Genomic DNA, 15,150 nt, shown 5'->3' with positions numbered 1-15,150 from the left:
TACTGTCTAACAACTTCTGCTCTCCTTAAAGTATAAGCGCTAACAGACTCAAATGGAGAGGATAAAAGCAATAGAAGCCCCACTTCACCCAAAGGGGATTATACCCGCGCTGGCGATTATAACAGTTCAAAAGCGGAATAGTTCCTAAAATACCCAGACGAGATAAGCTATCAATAGTAACATTCCCTGTCAAAAGGCTACGGTCTGGGATAGCTGTTGAGAAGATGAGCATCAGCAAAATAGCAGAGAGCCAGATTACCCAAGCTGGATGCCAGTCTTTTTTCTGCGAGATGTAGAAGCCATAAATCATAACAATACCGATAATAGCCCAATCAGATTGGAGCGTTACCAGTGAAAAGAGACAGACAAGCAGGATTTGGTAGGGCTGATTGATGACTTTCTCACAAGCCATCATGAGAAAGATTCCCATCATCAGCGTGAACATGACATTATTGACAAGATTGACCGCACCGCTGTAACCAAATGCATAGTGGAAAGGCAGAATTGATAGTATCCAAAAAAGAGCCATCCGTCCAGCATATTTCCAACGATTACGAGTATAGTGAAAACCTTGGACTAGCAAATAAGCCATAATTGGATAAGTTAGAAGTCCAATGCTTAAATAAGCAAAAGTCCATATCGGCCAAGCATATTCCTCTTTAAAAATATAACCGATATGATTGATAAACATGGATACAATGGCAATGAGTTTTAAATGAAAACTGTTTAAAGAGTTTGGCATCGTTTACTCTCCTCTCTCCAAAGGGCAAGAAGCGCACCTAAAGGCGCCATCTAGCAGGGTATGCCACGTAAAGGAAAGTGGCAGAGGGATAAATCCATGGTCACGCAAGTCTTCCTGCAATCGCTTATGCCGCTTTTGCACGACAACTTTATTATTTCCCAAAACCAAAACATTACCAGCCATCTCAAGCTGGCTTTTTTTATCAATTTCAATGAATCTATAATTCTCTAATTCCTCTGGCAGCTCCTCCAACACCTCACGGCATATGATGGCTGTCTTTGGCCCGATGATCGTCATACAACAATCTAAATGCAAAACTGAGTCGTCTTTTAAGCGGACTGGAATCACTATCCAAGAGTCATCTAGGCATTTTCTGAGCCATTCAACCCCTGCTAAATTGCTGGCATGTCGACCAATTCCGACAAATACATTAGGATAGTCTACCAAAACATCTCCACCTTCAAGATAGGCTGACTTTGTCTGCGACATGGTAGCAACCTTACCATCTTTTTGACTAGCTGCTATTAACGATTGATAGCCGCGGCGTTCTTTCTTGCGCATACTCATTTTCAGGTTCCCTTCAATCAATAGGTCTCCAATACATAAAGTGCTGTCTCTAGCATACATCTGCGCCATACCAGGCTCTTCTGAGGCTTCCGGGTGGATAGGTCTTACCCGGTGCACTTCAACCTAGTGGTCTTTCAGAAGTTTTTCAAAGTGAAGCAATTCTTTCTGGAAAGGTTTTGTCAACCATTTAGGAACTTGCTTTCCTTTAAGCAGGTGATAAAAGGTCTGAGCCATCAGTTGTTTCCAAAGCGGTATACCTTGTTCTTTATCTATCTCTCTGGTATCCGGAAAAAACAAGCGGCTGGCATCACCGATAATGACCTTTTTCAAAGGGGCGTATTCGTTATAAATATTAATAACCATTGGCATTCCTCCATAAATAATGGTCGATGGGTAAGATGATGAGTCTGCGATGTAGCTGTATCAGCTGATGCTCTGTCTCAACCGATAAACTGAAGCACTGAAGAAATGAGAGTCTCCCTGCTTTTGCCATTCAGATGGAATGGCAAAAGCCACTCTCCCCCTGATTACTTGCTCTTTGGCCAAGCATTAGTGCTGTAGTAATATCGGTAAAGACAGATTAAGAGAATAATATCAACGGTAAGTGTTATAGCCGAAGACTCTAAGCCAAACTCTCCGCCGCTGAGCCAGACCTGAGAGCTTTGATTAGTTGAATGAAAAACTAGAGCATTGGCCGTATTTCCAGAAACACTGCTACCAAAAACAGGGCCCTGGAAAAAATTCCATGCTGAATGATAAGCACTGACAAACCAGAGGCTGTCTGCCTGTTGGCGAATCATCCCCATGATTAGCGAAAAAACAATCAGGTCAAGGAAAGCAATGACCGTCATACCAGAATTGACTAAATGCATGGCAGCAAAGGCCAGAGCGGTCAGGATAATAGAGGCTTTTGAAGATAGCAGCTTATTCAATTTGCTTTGCATAACGCCTCGAAAAATAACTTCTTCACTCATTCCTTGAATCATATAGCCGATTAACAAAGGTATCAAAAGCGGTAAATAGCTCCATTTAAAAATCCATTCTGTCCTATAAATTCCTAAGGAAACAGCAATAATCCAAATGAAGAATAAAACACCTCCCCCTGCTAAGAAACCAAGACCGTATTTCTTGAGCAGCCCGTCTTTTTCCAAAAGAAGAATTTCAGAATCGCGACGATACAGTACATAAACGAAAAGAATAGCCATTCCCGTTGAAAATAAATCCAGCAGATCATAGCTGTAGGAATCAAGCAGCCCCTTATTGGCAAACATTTGGGCAAGACCAAGGAAAAGCAGTGGAATGAATGCGAGAGAATAGGCAAGCACTATTATGCCAAAAATATGAAAAATTTTTTTGAAAATTACCATATCAATCTTTCTGTCAGCTTTTTTATCTAAGCGCTTATCTTGTTTGAGCCATTGCCGATAATGTTAAAAATATGGAAGGTCAGTTAGTCCTTCCCTCTCTCCAAGGGACAGGAAGCACATCTGAAAGCACCTTCTAGCAGGGCATGCCAGGTAAAAGACAGGGGCAGAGGGGTAAAACCATGAGCACGCAAGTCTTCCTGCAATTTTTTATGGCGCTTTTGTACGACAACTTTATTATCTCCCAGAACCAGAACATTACCGGCCATCTCCTGCCTAACTTTTTTATCTATGTCAATAAAAGTGAAATCAGATAGTTCCTCAGGCAGTTCTCCCAGAACTTCACGGCAAATGATAGCGGTTTTCGGTCCGATAATCGTCATACAGCAGTCCAGATGGAGGATACTGTCATCTTTTAAGTAAATCGGAACAATATTCCACGACTCATCTAATTGTTTTCGCAGCCAGTTGATACCAGACATATTGCTGGCATATTTGCCAATTCCAACAAAAACATTGGGATAATCTACTAAGACGTCTCCGCCCTCAAGATAGGCTGAATCAGATTGGGACATGGTTACAACCTTGCTGTCTGTCCTAATCTTGTCAATAATTTTTTGGTAGCCTAGCCTCTCTTTCTTGCGCATATCAATTTGAAGATTCCCCTCAATAAATACATCTCCAACAGCCATAGCACTATCTCTGGCATACATCTGCCCCATACCCATTTCTTGAGGAGGCAGAGAAGACGGGTAGTCAATAGGGTCAACCTTTAAAACGTCAATATGGTTTTCCTTTAATAAGGCCTCAAAGGCAGCCAGCTCTTTTTGGAACTGTCTGGTAATAAACTGCGGTACTTTCTTATCTCTTAACAAAGGAAAGATTATATTGTTTCGCAGTTTTTCCCACCAGGGCTTATTCTCCTCATTTTCGATAGCATGGCTATCTGGGAAGTAAAGCCAGTTGGCATCACCGATAATGACCTTCTTCAGGGAGTCGTATTCGTTGCAAATATGAATCATTACTTTAGCCCTCCTTAATAAATATAGTTAATATCAACAAATGCGTAGAAAGGTTTCAAGGTCTGCAGCATTGCCTGTCTTTTATCTTCCAGTTCCGTCATATGGACAGTTTTCATCTCTCTATTTAGTTTCAAGTGGATCTGAAAAGACATGCCTACTTTATAGACGATGCAGTCTTGAATGAAATCCTTTTCTGAAAGCTGAGGCTGGACAAGGCTTTCGATATGATGCAGGGTAGTTCCCTTTATCAATCTTCCCCCTGTCAACTCGACGAGGGCCTTCTTTATAAGCCTAATCGGTTCTTTGATGGTAAAGAAAACCAGCCCAATGGTAATAAAAAAGTCACCTGTATACTTTAAAAAACCAAGAGGAGACTGCTCATCAATCCATAGAATGAGAAAGGCCCCTATACCAATCCCGGCTGATATAGCACTATCAACTAGGCTCGTTTTTGTCTCAGACAGCAACATCGTACTGACCTGTCCGATTTTTTTATTCTGTCTTCTATAGTAAAAAGAAAGCAAAAGTGAAATCGCAGCCATAATAAGACCATAAAAGACAACAGGTGCGGCAGCTAGTAGCTTTCCTTCTCCTCGGAAAAAATACAGATAAGCGTTTTTTGTAACAGTAATACTGGATATCATAAGTAGGATCAGGGATAAGCTGGACTTAAGAAAAGCATATAGAGGTTCAAAGATAAAAAAACCGTTGGGGAATAAGAGTGTTCTTTTAGTACTGACTTTTGAAATGGTAATGGCTACCAAGCCAGATGCCACTGCAATGATTGTGTAGTAAGCGTCTATAAAAAGAGCCTCAATCCGAGTGATGCGATAAATGACCAAGCCAATGGCTCCCATAGCAATATTGATCAAAATCCCCACCCATAGACTTTTTTGTTCAATCTTTTTTAGGTTCATCGTCTTCCTCCCCCTCAAGACTTTTATTCACTTTCTCAAAGAGCTGGTGAAGCTGGTCCTGTTCTTCTTTTGTAAGGATCTGTAGGATATCCAAAAAAACGCGGTCCGCCAATTCAAAACTTTGACGGCGATAAGTTTCCATTTCAGGGGTCAGTTGAATATAAAAGACACGTCCGTCAGATGGTGATGGGGTCTTGATGAGATAATCTTTTGACAAAAAAGATTGGATAATTTTTGTTGCAGCAGGTCTTGAAATCTTAGCTTTTTTAGAAAAATCACTGGGACTTGTCTTTCCTAAGCCATAGAGTATATCTAAATAATGCTCTTCCCTAGCTGTTAATTCTGGAAATTTTTCTCGGCCCTCCTGCTTATTTTGGTAGCGGATAAGCGCTTTGTCATATATATTTGAAAAAAGCTGTGCAGTAGATGTCATTTCATTCCTCCATTATTCACAAGAAAGTTAATTTAGTTAATTAATTATATAGCAATAAAATCTGACTGTCAACTAAAAATAGTTTAAAAAACATACAAAAAATCAAGACTTGGAAGCCAGCAGACAACCGAAAATAAAGAAATCAGGCGAAAAACAGCTTAGTCTTCTTTCTGCTGCTACTTAAGTTATCTGACATAATTAAAAACACGGCCTTGTTCTTTGATTTCGAACAAGGCCGTGTTTATGTATACAATCGGTACAGAGGGTAGACTGTTGGTCCCCGCCTCTTTTTTATCTTCTTATGCCCAAGGATTATAAAACCTGCCATGATTCAAAAGAAAGAGCAGCAAGCTGGCTGTAAAAAGCAGGCAGGCCAGGGCAATAGCCAGCAAGTCGTAAGTCGAGAATTTCTTGTAGGTATACCAAGTACGTTTTTTATTTTTTCCAAAACGCCGCAGTTCCATAGCTGTCGATACGGTGTCGATCCGTTCAAGTGAGCTGAAAATCAAGGGCAAAACAATCTGCAGATTGCCTTTGATCCGATCGAGGAGCTTAGCCTTAGCTGACAGCTCTAGGCCGCGGGCCTCCTGCGACATGCGAATCATATAAAATTCTTCCTGCACATCGGGAATATAGCGCAGTGTCAGACTGACTGCATAGGCCACTTTATAGGGCACCCCAATCTGATTGAGACTTGAGGCAAACTGGCTGGGATGGGTTGTCAGTAAAAAAAGCAGAGCCAAAGGGACAGTTGAAAAGTATTTCAGCGATAAATTGAAAAGGTAGAACAGCTCCTGACTGGTCAGATAAAATCGTCCCCAGCCCTCAAATAAAACCGTCTTGGCTTCATAAATCTGCTCACCATAGGCAGGAGCAAAAAGATAAACGACAATGACATTAAGCAGAGCAAAAAAGCTGATAAATTTAATAACAAAAGAGATATCCTGCCAGCGTACATGGGCCATTCTAAAAAGAATGAGCGATAAAATGCCGATAAAAAGAATCAAGCGTGTATCATAGGTGGTCATACAGGCAATGGAAGCCAGAAGAAGAAAAAGCAGTTTGCTGGCTCCTGAAAGGCGGTAGAGAAAACCATCACCGCCGTAATAGCCAATTAAACGATTAGTCATGACGGCCTCCTTGATTGGCGATATAAAAATTGGTTAAAGCAATAGGATCTGCCTGCAGTTTCAGGGCTAAATCAAATAGACTTGTTTTCTTAAGGCTGGCCCTTGCCAGCAAATCTGTATCGGTAAAAATTTCCACCGGCCGGCAGTCAGCTACAATGCGCCCGTCATGAATAACCAGAGTCCGATCAGAGTACTCCAGCATCAGCTGCATGTCATGGGTAATCATGATAATCGTATGCCCTAAGGCGTTGAGCTCATTGAGAAAATTCATAATCTCTGTATAATTTCTCTTATCTTGGCCCGCAGTCGGTTCATCCAGAAGAATCACCTCCGGATTGAGCACCAAAATAGAAGCGATGGTTACTCTCTTCTTCTGGCCGAAGGAAAGGGCAGAAATCGGCCAATTGCGAAATTCATACAAGCCGCAAATCTTTAGAGTAGACAGGACTTCCTGTTCGACCTCCTCTTCAGGCTTGCCTCGCAATCGCAGGCCTTGAGCGACCTCATCAAAAATCATGGTTTGGCTGATCATCTGATTGGGATTCTGCAGCACATAGCCTATTCGGTCCGCCCTCTCCTTGATAGAATCATCTGAAATATCACGGCCTTGATAGAAAACCGGACTGTCTGTCGGTACAAAGCGGCAGAGAACCTTGGCCAGAGTTGATTTACCGGCACCATTTCTGCCCACAAGAGAAATGCGTTCTCCTTTTCGAACAGTCAGGTTAATATCTTTTAAAAGTAAATCCTGATGGTCATAGGCAAAATGAAGATCAGTAAGCTCAAGCAGCTCTTCTTTTTTGACTTCGGCAGCGGTTTCTGAAGGCTGGGCAAAACGAATCCCAGAAAGGTCCAAGTCAGCTAGGTGTGCCAGATGCTCTGTCTTTTGCAAATCCAGCCCTAAATCACGCAAAACCGTCACATAAAGCGGCTCACGAATCCCATTTTCTCTCAGCAGCTCTGTCTTAAGCAGGTCATCCGCCCGGCCGTTAAATAAAATCTGACCGTCATTTATCAAGACAACTCTGTCAACGGGAGCATAAAGGACATCTTCCAGACGATGTTCAATAATAATAGTTGTGGTTCCTTCTTCTTTGTGAATCCGGTCGATCAAGGCAATGGTATCCTGGCCTGATTTAGGGTCAAGATTGGCTAAAGGCTCATCAAAAAGCAAAATAGGGCTCTCATCAATCAGAACCCCCGCTAAACTGACACGCTGCTTTTGACCGCCTGATAAATCCTGCGGTCTTTTCTCAAGCAAGTCCTGTAAGTTCAGCCTTTCTGCCCAGACAGCAATTTTTTCATTCATAGACTGCTGATCAAGACAGTCATTTTCCAGAGCAAAAGCAATATCTTCTGCTACGCTCAAACCAATAAACTGGCCGTCAGGATCCTGTAAAACAGTTGAAATCAGATGGGATTTCTCATAAATCGACAAATCAAAGACATCCTGACCGTCAATTAAGAGGGAACCGCTTCGCTCGCCATGGTGAATATTGGGAATAATCCCATTGAGACAGTGGCCCAAGGTCGACTTCCCGCTCCCTGAAGGCCCCAAAATGAGAACCTTCTCGCCTTTTTCAATAGCTAAATCAACACCTCTTAAGGTCGGCTCTGCCTGAACATCATATTTAAACGTAAAATCCTTGAATTCAATAAATGGACGCATAACAAGCAACTCCTTAAAACTCAGCCGCCGTTTTTAATCTTTAGTCAGACTGCCAGACTGAGTTCTCGTTTTAGCATAAACAGCCAGAAGAATTGTAGCGCCGACACCTATTGTCAAAGAATTTGACAGCGCAGCGATAAAGCCCTGCGTAAACACTTTATTTGCCGGCTCACTGTAAATTAAAATGTCACCGATTGGAGCTACAAGAGCCCAAGCCAGGATATTGACCAATACTTGAAAGACATTAAAAATGATAATATCCTTTTTCCCGAAAATGCCTTTTTCAATCTGCAGGCGATTCTTTAAAAGACCGATGCCAAAGCCGACAAGGGCACTTGGCAGAACCCAGGACCACCAGATACCGTAGCCGGCAAACATGTCCTTAACCATATGACCGATAAAGCCGATAAAGAAACCGGCAATAGGTCCAAAAATGACAGCAAAAAGTGCCTGAACAGCATACTGCAGGGAAATACTGGTATTTGAAAACAGCGGAATGTTGACAAACAGTCCGATGATAACAAAAAGTGCTGCTCCGATTCCTGTTGCTACAACTGTTTTTATAGAATTATTTTTCATCTTGTTTCCTCAAATATGTTTTTATATTTTCCAATCAATTGTGTCTGGGGCAAGTCGTCATTTTATGATGATTTAACGATTTTTGTCCCACTCTCTTCCGTAAAATTTCGCTGCAGTGTTTTTTTAAGCAATGGTTTTAATTTCCAGCCGCCAGTTTGAACCAACACCGACATTATAAGCCTTGGCAAAGGAACCTTGGTTAATGGCCAGGCCGACACGGTAGAGCGAATTGATGTAAATCAGCGGCTGACCGATTCGAACATCAGCAAAAGATTTGCCGTAAGTCACTTGATTTTGATAAACCAGCATATCATTATTGTAAATCGTTACTTCGAAACGGTCGCCGAATTCAGGTGCCAAACGATGAAATTCATCATAAGTAATCGATGTCCAGAGCGATCCAAAGCGCACATCCAGAATATCAACTGCACCGCTGACACTGTTTTCGGTGAATTCTGTCTCAACAACCGGCAGCTCAATAATGGCGTCAACAGGAAGTTCTGGTCCCACCTCGGTAAAAGAGATGTGCCCGCTGGCCAGCTTAGCGCCGGTATAAGCGTAAACATCGCGTCCGTGAAATGTATAAGACAGCTCTGTATTCCTACGCCGGTTGGACAGCTCAGATATCTCACGGACAGCTTTAATACCGACATGTTTTTTAATATAGGAAAGCGTCCCGTTATCAGGTGTCACAATATACTGATTTGACTCTGTCAGGGCCACAACACTTTTTCGTTTCGAACCAACACCGGGGTCAACTACTGATACAAAGGTTGTCCCCTGCGGCCAATACTCAATAGTCTGAAAAAGACGGTAAGAAGCTTCAAAAATATTGTAGGGCGTGATGTCGTGAGTCAGGTGATGAACCCCAAGAGTGGCCTCCTCTTGCAGGGCAACACCCACCATAGCAGACACTGCTCCGTCCACCAAACCAAAATCAGACTGTAACACCAATAAATGATTAGTCATACATGATACCTTTCTTCTTCTGCTGTTCCAACCTAAAAAAGCAGCGGAAGTTCAGTCATAAGCAAAGTCTCCACCATGCCTGTATGGGGCTTTTTCCGCATTTGCCTTTTAGCTTTTGCCTTTATTGTATCACAAGGCTCAGGTCCTGTCTTTCATTTCTAAAAATAACTTTTTTACTGGTCAGAAAAACTTACTTGCGGCCTAATTTTCGCGTGACAAAATCACCCAAAAACTGCAGGGCGAAAATCAAAACAACAATCAAAATCGTTGCCAGCCAGACAATATCCTGATTATAGCGGTTATAGCCGTAGTAAATTGCCACATAGCCCAGACCGCCGGCACCGATAGCACCGGCCATGGCTGTCTCACTGACTAAGGAAATGAGCGTTACTGTCATCACCCGAATAATATCAGGCAGGCCTTCACTAAGGTAAATACTGACGATATCCCAGAAAGTTGCTCCGGAAGCCTGAGCTGCCTCAATAACACCTCTGTCTAATTCTGACAGAACCACTTGGACCTGCCGGGCAAAGAAAGGAAAAGTAGCCGCTGACAGCGGAACAAGCGCTGCTGTTGCCCCTAAGTTCGTGCCGACAATCATATAAGTTAAAGGACTGAGGACAGCCAAAAGAATGATAAAGGGGATTGCCCGAAAAACAGAGACAACCTTGTCTAAAACCTGAAAAACAAAAGCATTTTCAATCACTCCGCCGGGAGCTGTCAGGACTAAGAAAAGACCGCCGATCAATCCCAAAAAGCCGCCGATGGCAAAAGAAACGAAAGTCATAAAGAGAGTGTTGACAATCGCAGTCCACCAGCCAGCATCACCTGTCCAGCCCATGTCATAAACATTTGGTAAATAGGTTTGTATCAAATCAGCCATCTAAGCACCTCTTTTTAAAATTTTCACAGTGATATCAGAATCAGTCAGCGCTGCCTGAGCCTGTTCGAGCTTGTCTTTCGAACCAGTCAGCACCACAATAAGCTCACCGACAGGCGTATCAGCCAATATATCAATATTGGCATAGAGGATATTAGCCGATACATTGTAGCGCTTATAGATATCATTTAAAATCGGCTCATCTGTTGATGTCCCGGCATATTTCAGCTGTACCAGCAGGGCATTCTGAGGGAGATTGGCAACAATATCCTGCCGCTCGATTTTAGCTAGGGCTTCCTGGCTGCCGGTCGCCGTTTCAATAAAGTCACGTGTCAGCTCCTCTTTAGGATTGGAAAAAATATCCAGAACAGACCCTTCTTCTACCAAACGGCCGTTCTGCATAACAGCCACTCGGTTGGCAATATCCTTAACAATCTGCATTTCATGCGTAATCAGCACAATCGTTAAACCCAGAGTCTGGTTTAATTCCTGCAAAAGATTTAAAATCTGCTTGGTCGTTTTTGGATCCAAGGCTGAAGTCGCTTCATCTGAAATCAAAATCTTAGGATCATTGGCTAAAGCCCTGGCAATGGCTACCCGCTGCTTCTGACCGCCGGATAGCTGCGATGGATAATTATCTGCCCGGTCAGACAGGCCCACAAGTTCTAAAAGCTTATCAACCTTAGCTTTTTTTTCGGCCTTAGTCAGTTTGGAATGTTTTAGAGCAAAAGCGACATTTTCGCGGGCTGTCATCCGGGCCATTAAATTAAAATGCTGAAAAATCATGCCGATATCCCGCCGTTTTTCACGCAGCTCAGCAGCAGACAGCTGATTCTTCCCGTCTGCAAAGAGCAGATCGCCATCAACCGTCACAGTCCCTGCAGAAGGTTTCTGCAAGAGATTGATTGCACGGACAAGGGTTGATTTGCCGGCACCCGAATAGCCGACAATCCCATAAATGTCACCCTGATTGATGCCAACAGTGACTTCTTTTACAGCTTCGACTGTCTGCTTTTTTTGGCGGAAAGCAATCGAAATATGGTCTAATTTTATCATCTCATGGCTCATAAGTCTTAATCAGCTCCTCAATTAATTCAATATGGGTATAATAATCAGCGATAGCAACATTTTCATCACCGCCGTGATCGCGGCTGTTGGCATTACCGATACCAAAAGCCAGCATAGGAACAGCCAAAATATCATATACAGTATGCATAGGCCCTGTCCCGGCAGTCGTTGGCAGGATAGAAACGCCTTCTTTATACAGCCCCTTGGCTAAATCAATAACCTTTAGAATAGCCGGATGGCTCATATCACTGCGGTAACTTTCTTCCCCAAGCGTATAAGTTAATTTAACACGATCAAAACCATGCTGCCATAAATGTTTCTGCAGCAAATCAAAAACCAGTTTAGGAGATAAACCCGGAACCAGCCGTATCTCCATTTTTGCGCTGGCCTCCGCCGGCAGTATGGTTTTTACACCCTGCCCCTGATAACCGGATGACAAGCCCTCAATACTGAGTGATGGTTCAAAATAGTAAGCCTTTAAGAATGCCCGCCGCTCCGGCTGTAAAGCAGGGAGACGTAAACCGTACAGTTTGCGCAGAGCTTCACTGTTCTCAATAGCATAGCGATCAACCAAGTCCAACTCTCGTTCACTAGGCTCAAGCACATGGTCGTACAGGCCTTCGATAAGAATCCGGCCGTCGTTATCCCGCATACTGGAAATGGCCCGCAGCAAGTACCAAGCAGACGATTCAAGGACCGCTCCATACTTGGAATGGATATCAACTTCAGCGCTGATTACTGATAAGTCAAAGGTCACAATCCCCTTGTTGCCGCCAGTAATTTCCAGCTGTTCCAAAACATTTTTGCTGCCCTGCTCCCAAATCAAAAGATCGGCTGGCAGCAGGCGGTCGCTGTATTTTTCCAGATACTTTTCTAAATCTTTTGAAGCAGACTCTTCCGCTCCCTCCATCATAAAAATGATATTAACAGGCAAAGAGCCAAACTGCCGTACGTATTTCCTGACTGCCGTCAACCGTGCTGTGATGTGCCCCTTGTCATCGTCCACACCGCGGCCGTACATGTAGCCTTTGCGTACAGTCAGCTTAAAAGGATCATCCGTCCAGACCTGATCCTCATCTGCCGGTACAGTATCATAATGGTTGTAAAAAATGATGGTGGCAGCGTCAGGCCGCGGACTCTTGAACTCAGCAATAATAAAAGGCGCAGGGTAGGTTTCATCAATCGTAACCTCAGCGCCGACACTGGAGAAAACTTCTCCAAGATAAGCAGCAACATCCTGCAGACCAATCTGCTGAGCAAAAATAGATTTTTTGGCAATCAATGTTCTGAGCACCTCAAAATAGTGCTGAGCAACCTCATCCTGCCTAAATTTTTCCACTTGTTCCTCAGGTGCAGAAAAAACCATTCCCCTCTCCTCACACAAGATACAAAGCCCGTGAAAAACGCAAAGTAAAAATAGGAGACTGACCGCTGAGTCACTAAAGACTCGAGGGAAGTCTATCTTTTTTACACAGCGTTTAGGGCGTGTTCAGTTCCAACAAGATACAAAGCCCGTGAAAAAATCCGTATGAAAATAGGGGATGGCAAGTGATGCCTAAGCATCACGATGACAGCCATCTTTTTCACTAGGATTTTAGGCCGTGTTCAATTAACAAGATACAAAGACTTTATCAAATCTGGGCAATTAGTGTTTTTGCTTCTGCAAACAGCCGAAGAGTCTGGGACAAATGTTCCAGACTTCTTTGCTTGACTAAATTTTAAAAACCGCAAGCAGCTGCACAGAGGCAGAAAAGCACTGACTCAAAAAGCTAAAGTCGGCCAAGAGAATCGGAGAGTAAAAGCAAACTATCACCTAAACTAACCAGATTCTCCCTTTTTTTCAGCTATAGGCTGAAAGCTGTCTTACCAAACCGGCTGGTCAATACCTTCGGATGTTTCATCAATCACTTTTTTGACTTCATCAGTGTGATAAACCTTTATTAATTTATTGATAATATCAGCCTTATCAGAATCTTTCCAGTCAGACTGTGCTGCAATGACATTGATCCATTGCTCTGAAGCATCATTGACTTCCTCAGTATAAAGTGAGGTATCATAGTCTACACCGGCTTCTACAGCATAACTGTTGTTAACGATAGCAGCATCTGCTGAAGACAGAGCACGGGCCGTTTGGCTGGCATCCAATTCTTTAATATCTAAGTTTTTCTTGTTTTCTGAAATGTTGGCAATCGTTGCTAGTTCTTGACCGGAAACATCCAGTTTAATCAATCCAGCATCCTGAAGCACATAAAGTGCCCGGCTTTCATTGGTTGCATCATTAGGAACAGCGATTTGGGCACCGTCCGGCAGTTCCTTCAAATCTGTGTACTTAGCCTTACCGTTTTCTGTTCCTGAGAAAAGATGAATCGGGCTGATATAGGTCTCAGCCACAACGGCTAAATCTTCCTTGTTTTCTTTGTTCCAATTATCTAAAAAATTGTAGTGCTGGAATGCATTGATATCAACTTCACCGTTAGCCAGTGCTTTATTAGGCTGTGAATAGTCAGTAAACTCTTTAAATTCCAAATCAATATCTTCTTCTTCCAATAAGTCTTCAATCTTATCCCAGCGAGCCTTATCTGAGTCAGACATAGTCATAACACCAACTGTCAGAGTATTGCTGTCATCATTTTTGCTACCGCAAGCTGTTAAAAACAAAGCTGACGCTAAGACAAGGCCTGCAAGCCCAAGAATTTTTTTAAATGTCATATTGGTATCCTCTTTTCTTTTTTCTAATGTTTTTATTCTCTCATACATCACTATAGCTAGCAAATTGTTATTTTTAGGGTTTTTATATAGTTTATAACTATAACTCTTTAATAAAAAAGAAAAACAGAGCCTGCTGACCCGCAAGTTCACAAGACAAACTAACAGGCAAGCAGCTTGTTTTTCCATATTTTTAGTCAAGAGACGGCACTTCTAAATCAGAAGCAGCCGGGACATAGTCAGCACTGCTGAGATACTCTTCAGCCAGCTGAGCAATCGTACCGTCTTCTAGAAGCTCTTTAATCCGGCCATTGACAAATTCCTGCAGTTCTTCCTGGTCTTGACCGAAAATAAAGTAGATAAAAGGCTGTTCTGATGAATCCAGTTCAATCGTTTTTAGGTTATCCAAATTCTGATTTTTGATGATGGCATTTACAGTTGGCGCATCAAAAATCTTGAAGTCATATTTTCCTTCATTAAGGTTAGTCAGAATCTGAGTAATGTTTTCATCTGTGAAGTTGAGCTCCACTTCATTGTTAGGGTGGTCTTCATTATATTCTTCCAGCTGAGTAACCGTTGTATTGCCCTGAACAACTTGAGTGGAATGCCCGCCAATATCTTCATAAGAATCAATGTCACTGTCTTTTGTTACTGTCAAAACAGATGGCGTTGCTCCTAAAGGATAGGAATACAGATACTTGGCTGCACGTTCTTCTGTAAAAGAAAGATTGTTGCCGGCCATTTGATACTTATCAGAATCCAAGCCGGTAAAGATAGAGGACCAAGCTGTTTTCTTAAAGCTGACTTCATATTGATCTGAATCTTCAAAGACAGCTCTGGCGAGCTCAACATCAAAACCTGTCAGTTCACCGTCTTCCTCATATGAAAAGGGAGCGGTTGTACCGACTGTCGCAAAGACCACTTTTTCTTTGCCTGTGCTGTCTGCAGCATCGGAATCAGAGTTTGAACTGCAGGCAGCCAGAACAAGTCCTGAAGCCAAAGTCAAACCAGCGATTCCGAGAAGTTTTCTCAATTTCATTTTTTACTCTCCTTATTTTTAACTAAAAAAACCTGTCCTATATAATTAATAGATAAATCTTCAAG

Annotated in this window: 16 protein-coding genes; all 16 read right to left on the bottom strand. The window is 42.6% G+C overall.

What is annotated here, in order from left to right:
• Positions 1-25 precede the first annotated feature (25 nt).
• The 16 genes from AB3329_RS01185 to AB3329_RS01110 all read right to left on the bottom strand — a co-directional run bounded on the left by AB3329_RS01185 (position 26) and on the right by AB3329_RS01110 (position 15,085).
• On the bottom strand, positions 26-742 hold the full coding sequence (locus AB3329_RS01185) for a TraX family protein (protein WP_368393900.1): 717 nt from the start codon (positions 740-742) through the stop codon (positions 26-28).
• A 3-nt stretch (positions 743-745) separates the two neighbouring features.
• Positions 746-1,378, bottom strand: coding sequence for a dimethylarginine dimethylaminohydrolase family protein (locus AB3329_RS01180; protein WP_368393899.1), 633 nt, complete (start codon positions 1,376-1,378; stop codon positions 746-748).
• Positions 1,379-1,432: 54 nt separating this feature from the next.
• Positions 1,433-1,672, bottom strand: a complete 240-nt coding sequence (locus AB3329_RS01175) for a hypothetical protein (RefSeq protein ID WP_368393898.1) — start codon at positions 1,670-1,672, stop codon at positions 1,433-1,435.
• Between the two features lie 164 nt (positions 1,673-1,836).
• Positions 1,837-2,676, bottom strand: coding sequence for a CPBP family intramembrane glutamic endopeptidase (locus AB3329_RS01170; RefSeq protein WP_368393897.1), 840 nt, complete (start codon positions 2,674-2,676; stop codon positions 1,837-1,839).
• Between the two features lie 83 nt (positions 2,677-2,759).
• The gene (locus AB3329_RS01165) at positions 2,760-3,695 is read right to left on the bottom strand and encodes a dimethylarginine dimethylaminohydrolase family protein (RefSeq protein ID WP_368393896.1); all 936 of its coding nucleotides are present in this window, start codon (positions 3,693-3,695) and stop codon (positions 2,760-2,762) included.
• Between the two features lie 14 nt (positions 3,696-3,709).
• The gene (locus AB3329_RS01160) at positions 3,710-4,612 is read right to left on the bottom strand and encodes a cation efflux transmembrane domain-containing protein (RefSeq protein WP_368393895.1); all 903 of its coding nucleotides are present in this window, start codon (positions 4,610-4,612) and stop codon (positions 3,710-3,712) included.
• Positions 4,593-5,045 carry a MarR family winged helix-turn-helix transcriptional regulator gene (locus AB3329_RS01155; protein ID WP_368393894.1) on the bottom strand — a complete coding sequence of 151 codons (453 nt, stop codon included), beginning with the start codon at positions 5,043-5,045 and terminating at the stop codon, positions 4,593-4,595. The genes AB3329_RS01160 and AB3329_RS01155 overlap by 20 nt, the downstream gene beginning before the upstream one ends.
• A gap of 299 nt (positions 5,046-5,344) precedes the next feature.
• Positions 5,345-6,175 carry an energy-coupling factor transporter transmembrane component T family protein gene (locus AB3329_RS01150; protein ID WP_368393893.1) on the bottom strand — a complete coding sequence of 277 codons (831 nt, stop codon included), beginning with the start codon at positions 6,173-6,175 and terminating at the stop codon, positions 5,345-5,347.
• Positions 6,168-7,844 carry an ABC transporter ATP-binding protein gene (locus tag AB3329_RS01145; RefSeq protein WP_368393892.1) on the bottom strand — a complete coding sequence of 559 codons (1,677 nt, stop codon included), beginning with the start codon at positions 7,842-7,844 and terminating at the stop codon, positions 6,168-6,170. Before AB3329_RS01145 ends, AB3329_RS01150 begins: the two co-directional genes overlap by 8 nt.
• Positions 7,845-7,877: 33 nt before the next feature.
• Positions 7,878-8,423, bottom strand: a complete 546-nt coding sequence (locus AB3329_RS01140) for an ECF-type riboflavin transporter substrate-binding protein (protein WP_368393891.1) — start codon at positions 8,421-8,423, stop codon at positions 7,878-7,880.
• 123 nt (positions 8,424-8,546) lie between these two features.
• A complete protein-coding gene (locus tag AB3329_RS01135; protein WP_368393890.1) occupies positions 8,547-9,392 on the bottom strand; it encodes an SAM hydrolase/SAM-dependent halogenase family protein in 846 nt (281 codons plus the stop codon).
• Between the two features lie 190 nt (positions 9,393-9,582).
• A complete protein-coding gene (locus AB3329_RS01130; protein ID WP_368393889.1) occupies positions 9,583-10,275 on the bottom strand; it encodes a methionine ABC transporter permease in 693 nt (230 codons plus the stop codon).
• Positions 10,276-11,340 (bottom strand): methionine ABC transporter ATP-binding protein, encoded by a 1,065-nt coding sequence (locus AB3329_RS01125; RefSeq protein WP_368393888.1) that lies wholly within the window; start codon positions 11,338-11,340, stop codon positions 10,276-10,278.
• Positions 11,330-12,706 (bottom strand): M20/M25/M40 family metallo-hydrolase, encoded by a 1,377-nt coding sequence (locus AB3329_RS01120; RefSeq protein ID WP_368393886.1) that lies wholly within the window; start codon positions 12,704-12,706, stop codon positions 11,330-11,332. The genes AB3329_RS01125 and AB3329_RS01120 overlap by 11 nt, the downstream gene beginning before the upstream one ends.
• 497 nt (positions 12,707-13,203) lie before the next feature.
• Positions 13,204-14,049 (bottom strand): MetQ/NlpA family ABC transporter substrate-binding protein, encoded by an 846-nt coding sequence (locus tag AB3329_RS01115; RefSeq protein WP_368393885.1) that lies wholly within the window; start codon positions 14,047-14,049, stop codon positions 13,204-13,206.
• Between the two features lie 190 nt (positions 14,050-14,239).
• Complete coding sequence (locus tag AB3329_RS01110; protein WP_368393883.1) at positions 14,240-15,085, bottom strand: amino acid ABC transporter substrate-binding protein; 846 nt, start codon at positions 15,083-15,085, stop codon at positions 14,240-14,242.
• Between the last annotated feature and the right edge of the window lie 65 nt (positions 15,086-15,150).

The sequence above is a fragment of the Streptococcus huangxiaojuni genome, assembly GCF_040930515.1.
Taxonomy (GTDB): Bacteria; Bacillota; Bacilli; order Lactobacillales; family Streptococcaceae; genus Streptococcus; species Streptococcus huangxiaojuni.
This window is presented reverse-complemented; position numbering and strand designations above follow the sequence as displayed.

Excerpts from the sequence above, each read along its gene's own strand:
- AB3329_RS01175 (WP_368393898.1), bottom strand. The coding sequence starts at position 1,672 with ATGGTTATTAATATTTATAACGAATACGCCCCTTTGAAAAAGGTCATT.
- AB3329_RS01150 (WP_368393893.1), bottom strand. The coding sequence starts at position 6,175 with ATGACTAATCGTTTAATTGGCTATTACGGCGGTGATGGTTTTCTCTAC.
- AB3329_RS01135 (WP_368393890.1), bottom strand. The coding sequence starts at position 9,392 with ATGACTAATCATTTATTGGTGTTACAGTCTGATTTTGGTTTGGTGGAC.
- AB3329_RS01125 (WP_368393888.1), bottom strand. The coding sequence starts at position 11,340 with ATGAGCCATGAGATGATAAAATTAGACCATATTTCGATTGCTTTCCGC.
- AB3329_RS01110 (WP_368393883.1), bottom strand. The coding sequence starts at position 15,085 with ATGAAATTGAGAAAACTTCTCGGAATCGCTGGTTTGACTTTGGCTTCA.
- AB3329_RS01170 (WP_368393897.1), bottom strand. The coding sequence starts at position 2,676 with ATGGTAATTTTCAAAAAAATTTTTCATATTTTTGGCATAATAGTGCTT.
- AB3329_RS01145 (WP_368393892.1), bottom strand. The coding sequence starts at position 7,844 with ATGCGTCCATTTATTGAATTCAAGGATTTTACGTTTAAATATGATGTT.
- AB3329_RS01140 (WP_368393891.1), bottom strand. The coding sequence starts at position 8,423 with ATGAAAAATAATTCTATAAAAACAGTTGTAGCAACAGGAATCGGAGCA.
- AB3329_RS01185 (WP_368393900.1), bottom strand. The coding sequence starts at position 742 with ATGCCAAACTCTTTAAACAGTTTTCATTTAAAACTCATTGCCATTGTA.
- AB3329_RS01130 (WP_368393889.1), bottom strand. The coding sequence starts at position 10,275 with ATGGCTGATTTGATACAAACCTATTTACCAAATGTTTATGACATGGGC.
- AB3329_RS01165 (WP_368393896.1), bottom strand. The coding sequence starts at position 3,695 with ATGATTCATATTTGCAACGAATACGACTCCCTGAAGAAGGTCATTATC.
- AB3329_RS01160 (WP_368393895.1), bottom strand. The coding sequence starts at position 4,612 with ATGAACCTAAAAAAGATTGAACAAAAAAGTCTATGGGTGGGGATTTTG.
- AB3329_RS01115 (WP_368393885.1), bottom strand. The coding sequence starts at position 14,049 with ATGACATTTAAAAAAATTCTTGGGCTTGCAGGCCTTGTCTTAGCGTCA.
- AB3329_RS01155 (WP_368393894.1), bottom strand. The coding sequence starts at position 5,045 with ATGACATCTACTGCACAGCTTTTTTCAAATATATATGACAAAGCGCTT.
- AB3329_RS01180 (WP_368393899.1), bottom strand. The coding sequence starts at position 1,378 with ATGGCGCAGATGTATGCTAGAGACAGCACTTTATGTATTGGAGACCTA.
- AB3329_RS01120 (WP_368393886.1), bottom strand. The coding sequence starts at position 12,706 with ATGGTTTTTTCTGCACCTGAGGAACAAGTGGAAAAATTTAGGCAGGAT.